At 38.2% G+C, this 18072-nt stretch carries 19 protein-coding genes; 16 read left to right on the forward strand and 3 right to left on the reverse strand.

Translation table 11 applies throughout. The features are described 5' to 3' along the window. Window positions 1-2 precede the first annotated feature (2 nt). Together coaD and ACQEXS_RS12765 are read left to right on the forward strand one after the other, a co-directional pair. Window positions 3-497 (forward strand): pantetheine-phosphate adenylyltransferase, encoded by a 495-nt coding sequence (gene coaD / locus ACQEXS_RS12760; protein WP_367987876.1) that lies wholly within the window; start codon window positions 3-5, stop codon window positions 495-497. An 8-nt stretch (window positions 498-505) separates the two neighbouring features. Further along, complete coding sequence (locus ACQEXS_RS12765; protein ID WP_427014179.1) at window positions 506-1465, forward strand: glycosyltransferase; 960 nt, start codon at window positions 506-508, stop codon at window positions 1463-1465. Between the two features lie 30 nt (window positions 1466-1495). Here the strand turns inward: ACQEXS_RS12765 and lpxM are convergent, their stop codons facing one another. The 3 genes from lpxM to ACQEXS_RS12780 all read right to left on the reverse strand — a co-directional run bounded on the left by lpxM (window position 1496) and on the right by ACQEXS_RS12780 (window position 4749). Next, on the reverse strand, window positions 1496-2452 hold the full coding sequence (gene lpxM / locus ACQEXS_RS12770) for a lauroyl-Kdo(2)-lipid IV(A) myristoyltransferase (protein WP_427014180.1): 957 nt from the start codon (window positions 2450-2452) through the stop codon (window positions 1496-1498). 61 nt (window positions 2453-2513) lie between these two features. Then, complete coding sequence (gene rfaD / locus ACQEXS_RS12775) at window positions 2514-3455, reverse strand: ADP-glyceromanno-heptose 6-epimerase (protein WP_427014080.1); 942 nt, start codon at window positions 3453-3455, stop codon at window positions 2514-2516. Between the two features lie 127 nt (window positions 3456-3582). Continuing rightward, window positions 3583-4749: a nucleotide sugar dehydrogenase gene (locus ACQEXS_RS12780; RefSeq protein ID WP_427014081.1), complete on the reverse strand. Its 1167-nt coding sequence runs from the start codon at window positions 4747-4749 to the stop codon at window positions 3583-3585. Between the two features lie 322 nt (window positions 4750-5071). Here ACQEXS_RS12780 and cysD point away from each other — a divergent pair, with 322 nt between their 5' ends. Genes cysD through rfbB form a run of 14 tightly spaced genes read left to right on the forward strand, consistent with a single transcriptional unit; the run spans window position 5072 to window position 18071 of the window. After that, entirely contained in the window at window positions 5072-5986 is a 915-nt protein-coding gene (gene cysD / locus ACQEXS_RS12785) for a sulfate adenylyltransferase subunit CysD (RefSeq protein ID WP_427014082.1), read from the forward strand. 33 nt (window positions 5987-6019) lie between these two features. Further along, on the forward strand, window positions 6020-7735 hold the full coding sequence (locus ACQEXS_RS12790; protein ID WP_427014083.1) for an SLC13 family permease: 1716 nt from the start codon (window positions 6020-6022) through the stop codon (window positions 7733-7735). A gap of 3 nt (window positions 7736-7738) precedes the next feature. Beyond that, window positions 7739-8368, forward strand: coding sequence for an adenylyl-sulfate kinase (gene cysC / locus ACQEXS_RS12795; RefSeq protein WP_427014181.1), 630 nt, complete (start codon window positions 7739-7741; stop codon window positions 8366-8368). 1 nt (window position 8369) lies between these two features. Further along, a complete protein-coding gene (locus ACQEXS_RS12800; protein ID WP_427014084.1) occupies window positions 8370-9335 on the forward strand; it encodes a DHH family phosphoesterase in 966 nt (321 codons plus the stop codon). A gap of 9 nt (window positions 9336-9344) precedes the next feature. After that, window positions 9345-10763 (forward strand): sulfate adenylyltransferase subunit CysN, encoded by a 1419-nt coding sequence (cysN, locus tag ACQEXS_RS12805; protein WP_427014085.1) that lies wholly within the window; start codon window positions 9345-9347, stop codon window positions 10761-10763. Continuing rightward, entirely contained in the window at window positions 10756-11532 is a 777-nt protein-coding gene (locus tag ACQEXS_RS12810; protein ID WP_427014086.1) for an NDP-hexose 2,3-dehydratase family protein, read from the forward strand. Before cysN ends, ACQEXS_RS12810 begins: the two co-directional genes overlap by 8 nt. Next, entirely contained in the window at window positions 11525-12508 is a 984-nt protein-coding gene (locus ACQEXS_RS12815; protein ID WP_427014087.1) for a Gfo/Idh/MocA family protein, read from the forward strand. The genes ACQEXS_RS12810 and ACQEXS_RS12815 overlap by 8 nt, the downstream gene beginning before the upstream one ends. Continuing rightward, window positions 12498-13583 carry a DegT/DnrJ/EryC1/StrS family aminotransferase gene (locus ACQEXS_RS12820; RefSeq protein WP_427014088.1) on the forward strand — a complete coding sequence of 362 codons (1086 nt, stop codon included), beginning with the start codon at window positions 12498-12500 and terminating at the stop codon, window positions 13581-13583. Before ACQEXS_RS12815 ends, ACQEXS_RS12820 begins: the two co-directional genes overlap by 11 nt. An 8-nt stretch (window positions 13584-13591) precedes the next feature. Next, complete coding sequence (locus tag ACQEXS_RS12825) at window positions 13592-14506, forward strand: DapH/DapD/GlmU-related protein (RefSeq protein WP_427014089.1); 915 nt, start codon at window positions 13592-13594, stop codon at window positions 14504-14506. 47 nt (window positions 14507-14553) lie between these two features. Continuing rightward, on the forward strand, window positions 14554-15048 hold the full coding sequence (locus tag ACQEXS_RS12830; RefSeq protein ID WP_427014090.1) for a hypothetical protein: 495 nt from the start codon (window positions 14554-14556) through the stop codon (window positions 15046-15048). Further along, window positions 15045-15974 (forward strand): ketoacyl-ACP synthase III, encoded by a 930-nt coding sequence (locus tag ACQEXS_RS12835; protein ID WP_427014091.1) that lies wholly within the window; start codon window positions 15045-15047, stop codon window positions 15972-15974. The genes ACQEXS_RS12830 and ACQEXS_RS12835 overlap by 4 nt, the downstream gene beginning before the upstream one ends. Continuing rightward, window positions 15967-16194 (forward strand): acyl carrier protein, encoded by a 228-nt coding sequence (locus tag ACQEXS_RS12840; protein WP_427014092.1) that lies wholly within the window; start codon window positions 15967-15969, stop codon window positions 16192-16194. The genes ACQEXS_RS12835 and ACQEXS_RS12840 overlap by 8 nt, the downstream gene beginning before the upstream one ends. Before the next feature lie 17 nt (window positions 16195-16211). Beyond that, a complete protein-coding gene (locus tag ACQEXS_RS12845) occupies window positions 16212-16997 on the forward strand; it encodes a phosphoadenylyl-sulfate reductase (RefSeq protein WP_427014093.1) in 786 nt (261 codons plus the stop codon). A 3-nt stretch (window positions 16998-17000) separates the two neighbouring features. Then, window positions 17001-18071 carry a dTDP-glucose 4,6-dehydratase gene (gene rfbB / locus ACQEXS_RS12850; RefSeq protein ID WP_427014094.1) on the forward strand — a complete coding sequence of 357 codons (1071 nt, stop codon included), beginning with the start codon at window positions 17001-17003 and terminating at the stop codon, window positions 18069-18071. Window position 18072: the final 1 nt, after the last annotated feature.

The raw sequence follows: 18072 nt of genomic DNA on the forward strand, positions 1-18072 counted from the left end.
GTATGCGTATAGCAATTTATCCGGGCACTTTTGATCCTGTAACTAATGGTCATTACGACTTGATTAAGCGAGCTGCCAGTATGTTCGATCAGTTGATCATTGGAGTGGCAGCCAGTCCGAGTAAAAATACCTTATTTACGCTGGATGAAAGAGTGGCGTTATTACGAGAAACTTGCCAATCCTTACCGAACGTTTCAGTGGATGGCTTTAGCGGTTTGTTGGTGGACTTTGCAACGAAAAAGAGCGCCACTATTTTGATTCGCGGGCTGAGAACCACAATGGATTTTGAATACGAGTTTGGTTTAACGACTATGTATCGTCGTTTGAAACCGGAATTAGAAAGCTTGTTTCTAACCCCTTCAGAAGAATACGCCTTTCTTTCTTCAACCTTGGTGCGTGAGGTTGCAATTCATGGTGGTGATATCGCGACGTTTGTACCGGAATGTGTCCACAAAGCCGTTTTGGAAAAAACAAAGGTGAAGAAAGCTAAGTCATGAATATTTTGATGTACACATGTGCGACGTTGCCCGTTAAAAACTATGGCGGAACGGAGCGAGTGATTTGGGATTTAGTTTATGCGCTATATTTAGCGGGTCATAAAGTTACATTACTTGCTGGTAAAGGCACTCAATGTGAATGGGCTGAGGTGATTGAGTACCACCCTGAACGTCCTGTTTCAGAGCAAATCCCAGCCTATATTGATATCGTGCATTTCCACTCTGATCTAGAGCCAGTTCACTGCCCTTATGTTTATACACAACATGGTAATTCCGCTGGGCCTATAGACGAAAATACCATTTTTGTTTCTAAGCAGCATGCGATCAATCATGGTGCAGAGGCCTTTGTTCATAACGGATTGAATTGGGACAATTACCTTAAACCACAGCTAAATGCCAGTAGAGAGCGCTTTCATTTTCTCGGTAAAGCAGCATGGCGGGTGAAGAACGTTCAAGGGGCAATTGATATCACCAAAAAAGCTGGTGAGACACTGGATGTACTGGGTGGTCATCGTCTTAACATCAAAATGGGATTCAGGCTAACACTGGACAGGCATGTGCGTTTCTTGGGCATGGTGGATGACACCACGAAGTCACAAATAATGACGCAATCCAAGGGATTGATATTTCCTGTGACCTGGCATGAACCGTTCGGACTGGCAATTACAGAGAGTTTGTATTTTGGTTGTCCTGTTTTTGCGACGCCTTATGGCTCGTTGCCAGAACTAATCACAGAAGAGGTTGGTTTTTTATCTGCGAATGAAAATGCGCTCGTGGATGCGGTTCGGGCATCAAGCCAGTTTTCTGCGGAGCGTTGTCATGAATACGCGCGAGATTGTTTTAATGCAGATGTTATGGCCAAAGCTTACCTTGCTAAATATCAGCAGGTAGTTAATGGTTCAGCACTGAATCCAACGCTTGGAGATGTGTTAAAAGAATATAAGAAACTGCCTTATTCTAAAGCATAAACAAAGGGAGCCATATGGCTCCCTTTATTATCAGTAACCCACATATGGGTCGTTACCATCACGGCGGGTTTTGAGCAATTTCAGAATCCACATATATTGTTCAGGCTTTGGTGTAACAAACTCTTCGACCACCACATTCATTGCGCGCGCATCTTCTAGTTCATCACCACTAAAATCTGCCATAGGTGGCTTAATTTCTATTTCATATTGACCCGTTTCAACATTGTAACTGGCAAACGTCGGAACAATTTTCGCTCGGCTAACTTTAGCGAGCTTACCAAGACCGGGGAGTGTTGCTTTCTCGGTAGCGAAGAAATCTACAAAAACACTTTGTTCAGGGCCATGATCTTGATCGGGAAGGTAGTAGCCTAAATAGCCGTCTTTGACTGATTTGATAAATGGTTTAATGCCACCACTGCGATCATAAACACGGCCACCATATTGCACACGTTGTTTGTGCATTAACCAATCCGTTAACGGGTTCTTCTGGCTGTTTGCCATAGCGGAAACAGGTAGGCCACGAGACGCCAGTAAAATCGCAGGGATATCAATGGCCCAAGAGTGTGGAACCAGTAAGATCGCACTTTGCTTCTCTTCATGAAGTTTTTGTAAGTGCTCTAGTCCGATAATTTTGGAATGGCGCTCAAGCCATTTTTTACTGCGCAAGGAAATAGCAGGGAAACCAAGTAGAAAGGTTCCTGCCGTGACGAGACAGCTTTCTAAAATCTGCTCGCGTTCAGCGTCACTTTTTTCAGGAAAGCACAAAGACAAATTGATGCGCGCCTTTTGCACTGATCCTCGCTGCTTTTTTGTCATCTTTTTAGCAACAAAGCGTGCGATGGCTGCTCGAGCTCTATTTGGAAGTAGGGTAATCGGCGCTCCAAGCAACAGAGCAATCCATGTTCCCCAATGTTTTGGTGCCAAGTACTCGGCTTTAAACTCAGGGTTGTAGGCTTTAGGGTCGTAATCGTTTCTGGATTCAGACATAGGGTAAGGGTATTTAGTAAAAACCGGCTCGGATGAGTGAGCCGGTGTAAATTGTTTCAGCTTAGGCGTTAATAAGCTGCATGTATTCAGCGACACCTTGTGCCACAGTCTTAAACTGGTGGTCACAACCAGCAGTTCGGAGATTAGTTAGATCGGCTTGTGTAAACTCTTGGTACGCACCTTTCAAATGCTCAGGGAATGGGATGGTTTCCATTGTTCCTTTGCCGTGGTAGTTAATTACTGCTTTTGCGACCTCTTCAAAGGATTCAGCATTACCAGTACCTAGGTTAAAAATACCAGAGACTCCACTTTGCATGAACCATAGGTTGACGGCGGCTACATCGCCCACATAAACAAAATCACGCTTGAAGTGTTCGCTACCTTCAAATAATTTTGGATTCTCGCCAGCATTCATCTGATTGTTTAAGTGGAAGGCTACCGAAGCCATTGAGCCCTTATGTTGTTCACGTGGGCCATACACATTGAAATAACGGAAACCGACGACTTGTGACAGTTTTTCACCATGGGCGGCAGCGTCTTCCCACACACGGCGAACATAATTATCAAATTGTTGTTTGGAGTAACCGTAGACGTTTAGTGCGCCTTCGTATTGTTTTTCTTCTTTAAATACAGAAGTTTCACCGTAGGTAGCGGCCGAAGAAGCATAGAGGAATGGAATGTCACGATCGAGGCAGTAATGCAGTAGCTCTTTAGAATACTCGTAGTTGTTAAGCATCATATACTTACCATCCCACTCAGTCGTCGCAGAACAAGCACCTTCATGGAAAATGGCGTCGATGGGGCCAAAGTTCTCACCTGCCATGATTTGAACTAAGAAATCATCACGATCCATGTAATCAGCAATATCCAAATCAACCAGATTCTGGAATTTCTTGCCATTTTTCAGGTTGTCTACAACCAGAATATCGTTAATGCCTTGTTCATTTAGGGCTTTGACAATGTTGCTGCCGATCATGCCAGCACCACCAGTTACGATGATCATACTCATTCCTTCATAATAAAGCGGTTCTTTCGCGAGTATAACACAGTTGTTTTCCCCCTCCAGAGCTCTCTAGCCGAGATAGAAAAAGAGACGCCATTAAGGCGTCTCTTTACATTGGAAATTAGGCTTAGTCACTGCCAAATAAGTCGCGGGTGTAAACCTTGTCTGCGACATCTTCAAGCTCAGTCACCATGCGGTTAGAAACAATCACATCGGCTTCTTGCTTAAAGGCATCAAAATCAGTGATGACACGTGAGTGGAAGAAGTGTTCTTCTTTTAATACTGGCTCATAAACGATAACTTCAATACCTTTTGCCTTCAGACGCTTCATGATGCCTTGAATCGAAGAAGCACGGAAGTTGTCAGAACCAGCCTTCATGATCAGACGGTAGATACCGACTACTTTAGGCTCACGTTTTAAGATAGATTCAGCGATAAAATCTTTACGTGTACGGTTTGCATCAACAATCGCTGCGATGATGTTATTTGGTACCGTTTCGTAGTTAGCTAGTAGCTGCTTGGTATCTTTTGGTAGGCAGTAGCCGCCATAACCAAATGAAGGGTTGTTGTAATGGCTACCGATACGTGGGTCTAAACCAACCCCTTCGATGATTTGGCGTGAATCCATACCATGCGCTTCAGCGTAAGAATCTAGCTCGTTAAAGTAAGCAACACGCATAGCTAAGTAAGTATTTGAGAATAGCTTAACGGCTTCTGCTTCAGTTGAGTTAGTGAACAGAACAGGAATGTCTTCTTTTACCGCACCTTCCACGAGTAGATCGGCAAACACTTTCGCACGCTCACTTTGCTCACCCACGATAATGCGAGATGGGTGCAAGTTGTCGTATAGTGCTTTGCCCTCACGTAAAAACTCTGGTGAGAAGATCAAGTTATCACAACCGAGCTCTTGTTTTATGCGATCTGTGTAACCGACAGGAATGGTTGATTTGATTACCATCACTGCATTTGGGTTAATTGCCATTACATCTTTGATGACAGCTTCAACAGAAGAGGTGTTGAAGTAGTTGGTTTGAGGGTCGTAATCCGTTGGGGTTGCGATTACAACATACTCGGCATCTTTATAGGCTTGCTCTTTGTCTAACGTAGCCTGAAAGCTCAGCGTTTTGTTTGTTAGAAAGTCTTCAATTTCAGCATCAACGATCGGAGAGATGCGGTCGTTTAGCATCTTTACTTTTTCTTCGATGATATCAACGGCTACTACGTCATGGTTTTGCGCGAGTAGCATTGCATTGGATAAACCAACGTACCCGGTACCTGCAACTGCAATTTTCAAAATAAACTCCGATTCGATTCTTATTCAATGCTTATTACCTACCAGAATTTGAGCTCTGATAGGATAAAATTTACTTATTACGTCAAAAAATTGGCTTATGTTAACTAGGCTAATGTGTTTTAGGCAATATCAAGGAATGGTTAAATGCTGAGGTTAGCAGAAGTGAGAAAAGAGTGTTTTGCAATACTTGCTTAGCATTCGCTATATTGTCTCTCTTTCGGTAGAATTGACCGAAGAAAAAACAATTCTGCTGGTTGAGTAAGATTGTCACCAATAAGGGGTAATATTCTTATATTAGCCAGAAAGTTAAGGAAATTTAATTATGGTAGTCAAGCCAGAGCGTATGACCCATCTTAAACAGTTAGAAGCTGAGTCTATCCATATTATGCGCGAAGTCGCTGCCGAGTTTGATAACCCAGTAATGCTTTACTCTGTCGGCAAAGACTCTTCAGTTATGCTCCATCTTGCAAAAAAAGCATTTGCACCAGGTGTCCCGCCGTTTCCTTTGATGCATGTTGATACAACGTGGAAGTTCAAGGAAATGATTCAGTTCAGAGATTATATGGCTAAAAAGCTTGGTATGAAGCTAATTGTTCATCAAAACCCTGAAGGGCTGAAAATGAACATTAACCCCTTTATTCACGGCAGCTCAAAGCATACTGATATCATGAAGACTCAAGGCTTAAAGCAAGCATTAGACAAGCATGGTTTTGATGCGGCTTTTGGTGGTGCGCGCCGTGATGAAGAAAAATCTCGAGCTAAGGAGCGTGTTTATTCTTTCCGTGATGAGCATCATCGCTGGGATCCAAAGAATCAACGGCCTGAGCTTTGGAATATTTACAATGGTAGAGTAAACCAAGGTGAAAGTATCCGTGTATTCCCTTTGTCGAACTGGACTGAGCTTGATATTTGGCAATATATCTACCTAGAAAACATCGAGATTCCAAGTCTTTACTTAGCGAAGAAACGCCCTGTGGTTGAGCGTGATGGTATGCTAATTATGGTTGATGATGCAAGAATGGAACTTAGAGAGGGGGAAATGGTTGAAGAGAAGATGGTTCGCTTCCGTACACTTGGCTGTTACCCACTAACCGGTGCAGTGGAATCTGAAGCCACAACGCTTCCTGAAATTATTCAGGAGATGTTGTTAACAACGACATCAGAGCGTCAAGGCCGTGCAATTGACCACGATAGTTCTGGTTCTATGGAGAAGAAAAAACGCGAAGGTTACTTCTAAGTAACGCCATTTTTCGTTTTAAGATATCTCTTCATGTTAGTTACAGCGCTTACTATTGTCGGATTATTACTCTGCTTGATATTTACTCAGTATCGAGCAGTGTCTCTTTTTGTTATAGCAACAATAGTACTTTACCTATTCGGCCAACTAGGTAAAGACGAACTCTTATCCAATATTACTAATAGTGCTGTTCTTACCTTGGTTGGCTTGATGATAGCGTCATTAGCTTTGGAGAGAAGTCATTTGCTGACGTGGCTGTCGAGCAAAATATTTCACTCTAGCTACTCAAAAACTCTATTTAACCTAGCAGTGTCAACGGCTTTTAGCTCCGCTTTCCTCAATAATACGGCCGTTGTTGCGACATTAATGGGGGGAGTAAAGAGGAATCAAGAGCATGCGCCAAATCGGTTGCTCATCCCTTTATCCTATTTTGCGATCTTGGGTGGCACAGTTACATTAATTGGTACAGCAACCAATTTAGTGGTGAACGCACTGTTGGTGGACATGAATCTACCAGGGTTAAGCTTTTTTGATTTTGCACCTGTCGGGCTAATTCTTTTGATTTCTGTTGGCTTTATCATTGCTTTAAATTGTCGTAGCCTGAGCTCCAAAAATGTTAATGCTGAGAAACATTTAGGCTATTTCATTGATGCAGAAGTGAGTGAGGCAAGTAAGCTCGTCGGTAAAACCGTACGAGAGAACCAACTCCGTTCACTAGATGGCTTATTCTTAGCTGAAATTGTTAGGGGACAGCAGTTAATCTCCCCAGTAACTCCCGAGACACTCATTAAATCTAATGACAAGTTGGTCTTTGCCGGAGATGTCGAGAATATTAAACAGATTAAATTACTCGATGGTGTTGAAATATTCGCGGATAATAGCCAACTATTGAATAGCAACTTAACAGAAGTTATTGTCAGTCCTGAATCTATTTTGATTGGAAAAACACTTAAAAGTAGTGACTTTCGTTCTCGTTTTGATGCTGCGGTTGTTGCAATTAACCGTGAAGGTCAACGTTTGTCAGGTAAGCTAGGTGAGCAAATCATACAAACGGGTGATAAATTGGTATTAGCTGTTGGGCAAGATTTCAATAAAAGGCAAAATATTACACGTAACTTTTTTATACTGAGTGGAATTGAGCTTAATAACACCTTAACGTTTTTCCAAAATTGGAGCGCTATAGCAGGCTTTGTCGCTGTTATTTTTATCTCAGCATTGACGTCTATTAGTTTACTCGAAGCTGTAAGTGCCTATATTTTAGTGATGCTCGCACTTAACGTAATCGACGGAACAACCATTCGACGGCGTTTCCCTTTTGAACTATGGCTTATCTTAGTTTGTGCTCTTTCGCTTGCCCAGTCTTTCAGTGATTCGGGGTTAGCGAATGGTATTACTGAATTGCTATATAATGCGATAGGTGATGCTTCTCCTTATATGGCTTTAGTCGTACTATTTTTAGTTACAGTTGTTATGACTGAGGTGATCACTAATACCGCAGCGGCCGCGATAATGTTACCCATTGGGGTCTCATTAGCTGGCGTATATCAAGTTAATAGCATGCCTTTTATTATGTCTGTCGCCTATGCAGCAAGTGCATGTTTCATTAGCCCTTATGGTTATCAAACAAATTTGATGGTAATGAATGCTGGTGGTTATAGCTTTAAAGACTTTATTCGTTTTGGTTGGAAAGTTTCACTTAGTTATATTCTAGTATCACTTATCGTTATTCCACTAATATTTCCGTTTTAATGAATTATGAATCCATATAACAAAAAGCAAAATGAGTCGGTCAGTGATGATATTGTTTGGCACAATTCTATAGTATCACGACAAGAGCGTGCTAGTTTAAAACAGCAAAAACCGGTTGTGTTATGGTTTACTGGCTTGAGCGGATCTGGCAAGTCAACGGTGGCAAATGCTGTAGAAAAGAAACTGCTGGCGTTGGGGAAGCACAGTTATTTACTTGACGGTGATAACGTACGTCATGGGCTGAATAAAGATCTAGGTTTTAGTGATAAAGATAGAGTTGAGAATATTCGCCGCATTGGTGAAGTGGTGAAGCTTTTCGTTGATTCCGGTGCGATTGTGTTGACTGCATTTATCTCTCCATTTAGTTCAGATCGAACTCAGGTGCGTGAGCTACTTGATGGTGGGCAGTTTTTGGAAGTGTTCATTGACACACCATTAGAGATCTGTGAACAACGTGATCCAAAAGGCCTGTATAAAAAGGCGCGTGCTGGTGAAATTAAACACTTTACAGGTATTGATTCCGAATATGAAGCGCCAACCTTGGCAGAGATACATGTAAGAACCGCTGAGGCAACTATCGAAGAGTGCGCACAGCAAATTATCGATACATTGACCGAAAAAGAATATATTTAATATGCATTACGATGTTTTTAATGGTGATGCTGATGGCATCTTATCTCTTATCCAGTTACGCAAACATGAACCCAAAAGTTCTACCCTAGTCACTGGGGTTAAGCGAGATATCAAATTATTGCAAAAGGTTACTACCGAGAAAAATGTTAGCGGTGTGACGGCTTTAGATATTTCGATGGAAAAAAACCTTGATGCTTTGCATGAGTTACTAGATAGAAAAATACCAGTTTTCTATTGTGATCACCACCGTACAGGGGAAGTACCTCAAGCTGATAATTTTACTGCTTTGATCAATCTTGATGCGCAAATTTGTACAAGCTTATTGATCAATAAACATATTGGTGGACGCTTTGTATATTGGGCCATTGCAGGAGCTTTTGGAGACAATCTAAATGCTCAGGCAGAAAGGCTAGCTCAAGAATGTGAACTACAAGCTGAACATACTGAGTTTTTGAAAGAACTCGGCGTGCTGATCAATTACAATGGCTACGGTGCAAGTTTGTCTGATTTGCACATTGAACCTGCAGAGCTGTTTGTTGAACTAATGCGGTATGAGTCACCATTTGATCTGTTAGCAGATACGAGCTCTCCATACTATTTGCTTAAACAAGGGTATGGAAGTGATGCAGGCAATCTAGAAATGCTGGAAGCAAGCTTTACTACTTTTTCAACAGAAGTATATGTATTGCCTTGTGAAGCTTGGGCTAGGCGAATTAGCGGCGTGTTCGGTAACCAATTGGCCAATCAATCACCGAGTAAAGCGCATGCAGTGTTAATTCTGAATACAAACGGAGAAGATTACACCGTCAGTGTAAGAGCACCTTTAGAAAACAGAACGGGTGCTGATGAAGTGTGTAGCCAATTCGCAACTGGTGGTGGGCGTAAAGCGGCTGCCGGGATTAATCAATTACCAAAGTCTGAAGTGGAGAACTTCGTTCAGGCTCTAAATCAATTTTATAAGAAGTAGGAATAGGACATGTCACACTCTTCAGACCTTATTGCTAAAGATATCGAAGCATATCTAAAAGTGCATGAAAACAAGGATCTATTACGTTTTCTAACGTGTGGTAATGTGGATGATGGTAAATCAACACTCATTGGTCGCCTACTTTACGATTCAAAGCTGATCTATGAAGATCAAATGGCAGCGATCGAGAAAGATTCTCAGAAGTTTAACACCACCGATGAAGAATTTGACTTAGCTCTTCTTGTTGATGGCCTTCAAGCAGAACGTGAGCAAGGTATTACTATTGACGTTGCTTACCGTTACTTCTCTACTGATAAGCGTAAGTTCATTATTGCTGATACTCCAGGACATGAGCAATATACCCGTAATATGGTAACAGGGGCCTCTACATGTGATTTGGCTATTGTGATGGTTGATGCTCGCCGTGGTATTCAGACACAAACTCGTCGTCATAGTTATATTTGTTCATTGCTTGGTATTAAACACATTATTGTTGCGATCAACAAAATGGATTTAATGGATTATAGCCAAGAGGTGTACCAAAAAATTAAAGCCGATTACCGTGAGATGGCTAAGAGCTTTAATATTGATGATATCCGTTTTGTTCCAATTTCGGCTCTTAATGGTGATAACGTTGTGCATTCAAGTGAAGCGATGGATTGGTATCCTGGTGCAACGTTAATGAAGCTACTTGAGACGGTAAAAATCGATCAAGATAAGAATACGGAACATATGCGTTTCCCTACTCAATATGTTAACCGACCTAATCTAAATTTCCGTGGTTTTTGTGGAACATTGGCGTCTGGCTTAGTGCAAATTGGCGATGAAGTAACGGTATTACCTTCTGGTAAGTCATCGAAGGTTAAATCAATCTATACATTTGATGGTGAGCTAAATAGCGCTCAACCGGGACAAGCAATTACGATTACTCTAGAAGATGAAATTGATGTATCTCGTGGTGATATGCTTGTTCATAAAGGTGTTGAACCAAGTACGACTAATAAGTTAGATGCGCATATTGTATGGATGGATGAGAATTCGTTACGTGCTCATAAAGAGTATGTTTTTAAGTTTGCTACGAAGTCTTGTGCAGGAAAAATATCAATGATTCAACATAAAATCGATGTGAATACGCTAAAACAACACGCAGAAAATAGTGAATCATTGGACTTAAATGAAATTGCTTTAACAGAAATCAGTTTGACAGATAAAGTCGTCATTGATGAATACCAGAAGTTGCCTCAAACGGGGGCGTTTGTGGTTATTGATAGATACACTAATGTAACGGTTGGTGCTGGAATGGTTCACCATGTTCATTCTGGTGTAGATGAGAGCAAACGTGTGTATTCGTCGGCTGAAAAAGAATTAAATGCTTATGTAAGAAAGCATTTCCCTGAATGGGGCTGTGAGGATATTGGGAATGTATAAAATGAATTATCAAAATGAATTAAAAGACTTTTTAACTCGAATTGATGATTTTATATCTTCTGATATTTATTCTCACACTCCAGAGTTTATGTTTGAGTCTTTAAAGGATTGGTCTGCTTTTCACTCTCTAGAAGAAGTAAAAGAGTGGTTTGTGAATAAGAGAAAGCAATCAACTCTGGAGGTTGAAGATATTCCTTTAAACCAAGTTGCTGGCTGGAATATTGATAAAGATTCAGGAAATATTTATCACGATTCAGGTGATTTTTTCACTATTCATGGTGTAAGAGTAACATCAAAGAACCGTGAAGTTGCGGTGACATGGGACCAACCAATTCTTGAACAGGTTGGTTACGATGGCGGCTTATTAGGTATTATTCGCAAAAGAATTAATGATATCCCGCATTATTTATGTGAAGCAAAGGAAGAGCCGGGCAATTACGGAAAAGTTCAAATTAGTCCAAGTCTTCAAGCTACGTTTGCTAATATTAATCAGGCTCATGGTGGACGAAAACCACACTTTACTGATTTGTTTATGGAGCGTGATAATCTTGATGATGTAACTGTGCTTTTTGATGCTTGGTTGGCCGAAGATGGTGGAAGACTGCATCTGAAAAGAAATCGTGGCATTTTGATTGAACTTGATGAAGCGACTCCAATTTCATTGCCAAATGATAATTTTATTTGGTTGAGCTTGTATCAGATCAAGCAACTGCTTAAAGAAGACGCATGGATTAACCCGCATATTAGAGGTATTCTCGCTCATGGTTAAACAAATTAGGATTGGAGTGCTTGGATGCGCAAGCATTGCTCAACGTTTTGTTATACCAGCAATTCAAAGTCTAGATTCATTGTTTGAATTAGTTGGTGTTGCTAGCCGTAATAAGAAAGATGCAGATGAATTCGCTAGTCAATTCAATTGTTTGTCTTTTGATGATTATGAAGCGTTAATTGATAACGATGCGATAGATGCGGTTTATATACCACTACCAAATTCATTACATTATGAGTGGGTTAAGAGTGCGTTATTGAAAAACAAACATGTACTTGTTGAAAAATCATTAGCTTGTACGTTATCGGATGTTGTTGAATTAAATAATATAGCCAGAGAACGAAAATTAGCTTTAATTGAAAATTTTCAATTTAGATTTCACCCGCAGTTAGAATGCATTAAAAATATTATCGCTTCAGGTGAAATTGGTGATATTCGACAAGTTCATTCAAGATTTGGTTTCCCTCCATTTGAAGATAAATCGAATATTCGATACCAGAGTGATTTAGGCGGTGGTGCTTTGCTTGATGCTGGTGCTTATCCTATTAAAGTAACTCAAGAGATTTTAGGCTTTGATGTTGAAGTCGTTTCTTCATCGTTACATATTGATGAGCAACTGAATATTGATTTATGGGGAAATGCACAACTAAATTTAAAAAACAGTGCCATTTCTAGTCATATATCATTTGGTTTTGAACAATATTACCAATGTTTACTTGAAGTATGGGGAAGTAAAGGCTTGATTAAAGCTGGGCGAATTTTTACTGCTCCTCCTGGTTATTGTGCTGAGGTTGAAGTACAAACCCAATCGGGTAGCCGTACTATCTCAATTGAAAAAACAAATCATTTTCAAAATATGCTGACGTACTTTTCTTCATCAATAAATTGCAATGAAAAGCGTGAGTTTGAATACAAATCAAATATTAATCAAGCTTACCTGATCTCAAATATTTTAAAGGTTCATCATGCCGAATAACCCAATTTATGTAACTAAGCCATCATTAGCTCCTCTAAGCGAGTTTACTCAATATCTTGAACAGGTTTGGGAAACAGGGGTTTTAACTCATAACGGCCCTCTAGTTCAGAAACTTGAATCTGAGTTAGAGAACAAATTACACACAAGTAATTTATCTTTAGTTACCAATGGTACTGTTGCAATTCAAATGGCGATAAAAGCCCTTGAATTAAAAGGTGAAATTATTACGACTCCATTTAGTTGGGTTGCAACAGTCAGTGCGATTAAATGGGAAGGTTGTACACCAATCTTTTGTGATATTGATGAAAATACACTAAATATTGATGTCAGCAAGATAGAAGATCTAATTACAAAAGATACTGTTGCAATTATGCCTGTGCATGTATTTGGTAATCCTTGTGATGTTGAAGCTATCGAGAGCATTGCAAAAAAACATAACTTGAAAGTAATTTATGATGCAGCGCATGCCGTGGGTACAAATTATGGTGAAAAGAGTGTGTTGGATTATGGTGATATTTCGACAATAAGCTTGCATGGAACTAAGATCTTTAATACTGCTGAAGGCGGTGCATGTATTGCTAATTCAACTGAATTACATGAGAAGCTAAAGCGTATTCGCTTTTTTGGTCATGATGATCATAAAGATGTCGTTGAAGATGGCTGCAATGGTAAAGTGACAGAAATTCATGCTGCTTTGGGTTTAGCTAACTTAAAATATTATGATGATGTGTTGGATGACCGTAAGAAAAGTTACGAATTATACGTAAATAATCTTAAAGGGATTGAATCTATCCGTTTTCAGATTATTAATGAAGGTTGCAATTACTCATATATGCCGATTATTTTTGAATCTGAAGATGCAATGATAAAGGTAGAGAGTGTGTTAAATGCAGTATCAATATACCCAAGAAGATATTTCTCTCCATCATTAAATAATTTAACACATATCGTGAAATATCAAAATATGCCGATTTCAGAGTCTATTTCGAAGCGAATTTTGTGCCTTCCTTTATACCATTCATTGACGAGTTCTGATATCGATCGAATTTGTGATGTTATAAATAATGAATTATAGAGTTGATTATGATTAATGTAGATTTGATTTTTTCAAAATTGGTTGATTTAAATATTGATTATAAAGTGCTCGGTGATGTTATTAATATAACGGGCTTTGGTAGTATAAAAAAAATTGAAAATAATAAATTATATTACTCAGTAGGTGATGTTCCTGAATCGATCAATAATTCAATGGTTATTGTTAATGACGAACATAATAAAAATTCAAAAAATAATTGTTATATTGTTTTGGAAAAGCCACAACTGACATTTTACAAATTAATGCGTGAATTTTACCCTGAGAAAAACTCGGGAGTTGCATCATCAGCAGTTATATCTGAGTCGGTAAGATTAGGTGAAAATGTTAATATTGATGAAAATGCAGTCGTTAGAGCAAGTTCAATAGGTAATAATGTCTCTATTGGTGCCAATGTAGTCATTCATGACAACGTGACTATTGGAGATAATGTTACTATTTCTGACAACTCGGTAATTGGCGCTAAAGGTGTTGCGTGGATTTGGGATGAAGCAACTGGTGAAAGAGTTATTCAGCCTCAAATTGGTTATGTCGAAATCGGAAATGAAGTTTTTATTGGTTCTAATGTGACAATCGTTCGAGGCTCAGTGAATGAAAGTACGATTGTTGATAATAACTGCTTAATTTCTCATGGTTCTCAGATTGGACATGGTGTAAAAATCAACCATCATACACACATAGCTAATAATTGTACTTTAGCTGGAAATGTTATTATTGGTTCTGAATGTTTTATAGGAGCAAGTGCAACTTTTGCTTCTCAAATAAAAATTGCTGATAAAACTACGATAGGTGCTGGGGCTATTATATCAAAAAGTATTGAGAATGAAGGTGCTACGTATATTGGCATGCCAGCTAGAGCTATTCCAATGCAAAATAAGCTAAATGGAGTTCCAAAAAGAAAATGATATATTTTAAATTTAAAGCTGACCGTAACTATCTTCATGGAACGGATATGTTTAATTCTGTTAGTGCTTTATTGAAGGATGAGTATATTTCAGATATTTCTTTTCGGAAAACAACTAAGTACCAATGTGTTTTATCAACTGAAAAGGGAAATGATACAGTTGCTATTATTAAAACTCCCAAGCAATCATACTATCTACTTGAATCGAACGAGTTAATAAACGATAGATATGATTTTGATGAAGATGGTTTAGTTGAAAATGCTAAAGTTTTGGATAAGAAAATTTCAATGATTTTAAATAATAACTTTTCTTATATAGAGAATGTTGTCGCATTAACAAAAAAACTAAATAATGCTTTGGATAAACCAAGTTCAGGAAAATGGTTATTTGGTCAGTATAAATCAGAGCATGATCTTATTAATTTTGATGGACTTATAGAGATTGAATCAAATAAAAGAATAACATCCAGATTTAGTGAAAATTTGATTTATTTAAATGGAGTGCTTAAAGCAAAGATTATGTTTATTGTAGGTGAAGCATGATATATATAAGAGATATAGCCTCATACATTCCTAATGATTATATTGATAATTATAAGAACTCAGAACGATTTTCAGAATCAAAGGATTTTATTGATTCAAAAATAGGAGCATCTAAATTATCTCGAATGCCTGAAGGTATGAATACATCAGATATGGCGGTTAAAGCTGTTGAATCATTATTGAACAAAACAGATCTAAATAAACAAGATATAGATGCGCTTGTTGTTGTTACACAAAATGGTGATTTTGATGGACTTCCTCATACTTCAGCCTTAATTCAAGGGAAGCTAGGATTAAAAGAAGATATTTCTTGTTTTGATATATCACTTGGTTGCTCTGGTTATGTATATGGTTTAAGTATTTTGAAATCTCATATGATTGAGATGGAGTTTGATAACGCAATATTAGTGACAGCAGACCCTTATTCGAAAGTAATAGATGAAAATGATAGAGTAACTTCATTATTATTCGGTGATGCTGCAACTGCTACATTATTAGCAACTAAAGGTGAGTTGTTAATTGAGCGGCCTCTACTTGGTACAGATGGTAGTGGTGAATTAGCATTGGTTAAAAAAGATTATTTGTATATGAATGGAAGACAAGTTTTTAACTTTGCAGCAACTAAAGTCCCTAATCATGTTTGCAAATATCTAGAAAAAAACACATTGGCAATAGATGATGTTGATTTGTTTTTATTGCATCAAGGAAGTGCGGCAATAATAGATGTTATCGTTAGAAAATTAAGAGTTTCAAAAGACAAAGTTCCAATGGATATTAAAGAAACTGGTAATACAGTATCTTCATCAATTCCACTGTTATTAGAAAAGTTTATTAATGATACCACTAAAGAGAATATTATTATTTCTGGATTCGGTGTCGGCCTTTCATGGGCAACAAATCTACTTAGGAGAATAAAAAATGCTTAATATTGATGTTGTAATTGATGCAATGGATGCAGCGGGTATATCACTTGATAGTGATATAACTTTAAAAGAAAACCAAGATATCATTTTTGAAGATTTAGGGTTAGATAGCTTAGATTTATTTAATTTATTTTTAGAGTTAGAGAATCTAACAGACCGAGCTGTTCCTGATGAAGAAGTTGATAATTTTAAAACAATTTCTGATATTTTAACTAAATATTAATGTGGTTATGTGTACATATGTATAATGTTCTTGAAATTAATTCATTTCGACGCCTTAACATTGAACGACAACATGAGTTGTTGTCCGAAGTTAATCAGTATTTATCGACTTTAACGGCTTCAGAAAGAGTTACTTGGGCTCTTAATAATATTAAAGGTAACCAAGCTTTAACATCAAGTTTTGGAATTCAAGCAGCTGTTTGTTTGCATATGTACACGTCAATTAAACCTAATATACCTGTAATTTTAATTGATACTGGTTATTTATTTCCTGAAACATATCAATTTATTGAGAAAATGCAGCGAGATTTAAATTTAAATTTAAAAATATTTCGTTCAGCAATCTCTCCCGCATGGCAAGAAAGTATTTATGGGAAATTATGGGAAAATGGTCTAGATGGAATTAAAAAGTACAATCGAATAAATAAAGTTATTCCTATGACGCAAGCCTTGAAAGAACTTGATTTATCTATCTGGCATTCTGGTTTGCGAAGAGAGCAAGCTGAGTCTCGTAGGAAGCTTGATTTCTTATCTATTCAAGGAGAGCAATTTAAATTTTTACCAATATTAGATTGGTCTGATGACGATATTAAAAATTACCTTGAAGAGAATTATTTAGATTATCACCCTTTATATTATAAAGGATATGTATCCATGGGGGATGTTCATACAACGATTCCTTTATCTGATGGTATGAGACCAGAAGATACTAGATTTCATGGTTTAAAGCGCGAATGTGGATTACATGATGATAGTATTTCACAGGAGAATAGCGTTGATATGAAAAAGTTTTTTCAGGAGTAATCAGTGAAGATTTTAGTAACTGGTGGTGCAGGCTTTATTGGTTCTGCAGTTATACGCCATATCATTAATAATACAAAAGATACTGTAATTAATGTCGACAAATTAACTTATGCTGGAAATTTAGAGTCATTAGCTGAGATTAATACAGATTCTAGATATGTTTTTGAGCATGTAGATATTTGTCAACGTGCAGAACTGGATAGAATATTTAATGAATATAAGCCGGATGCTGTAATGCATTTAGCAGCAGAGTCTCATGTTGATCGCTCTATCGATAGACCTGCAGCGTTTATAGAAACAAATATTATTGGCACATACACCTTGCTTGAAGCTGCTAGACAGTATTGGAATGCATTAGATTTACCGAAAAAAAATGCGTTTCGATTTCATCATATATCAACGGATGAGGTATACGGTGATTTAGAAGGTACTGATGATCTTTTCACTGAAGAGACATCATATGAGCCATCGAGCCCTTACTCTGCATCCAAAGCATCAAGTGATCATCTAGTAAGAGCTTGGCAAAGAACTTATGGGTTACCATCTATTGTAACCAATTGCTCTAATAATTATGGTCCTTATCACTTTCCTGAAAAATTAATTCCACTGATTATCCTTAATGCATTAGATGGTAAAGCTTTACCTGTTTACGGTAACGGCTTACAGATTCGTGATTGGTTGTATGTTGAGGATCACGCTCGTGCTTTATATAAAGTTGTGACAGAGGGTATTGTTGGCGAAACATATAATATCGGTGGTCATAACGAGAAAGCGAATATTGATGTTGTTAAAACCATTTGTTCGTTACTTGAAGAGTTAATACCGAATAAGCCTGAAGGGGTTAATCACTACGCTGATTTAATTACTTATGTTACAGATCGACCGGGTCATGATGTTCGTTATGCTATTGATGCATCTAAAATTGAACGTGAGCTAGGTTGGAAGCCAGCAGAATCATTTGAGACCGGTATTCGAAAAACGGTTGAGTGGTATTTATCGAATAAGACTTGGTGGAGTCGTGTTCTTGATGGTTCATATAATTGTGAACGCCTTGGGGTTTCAAACCAAAAATAGG

The sequence above is a fragment of the Vibrio sp. TRT 17S01 genome (assembly GCF_050113695.1).
Lineage (GTDB): Bacteria > Pseudomonadota > Gammaproteobacteria > Enterobacterales > Vibrionaceae > Vibrio.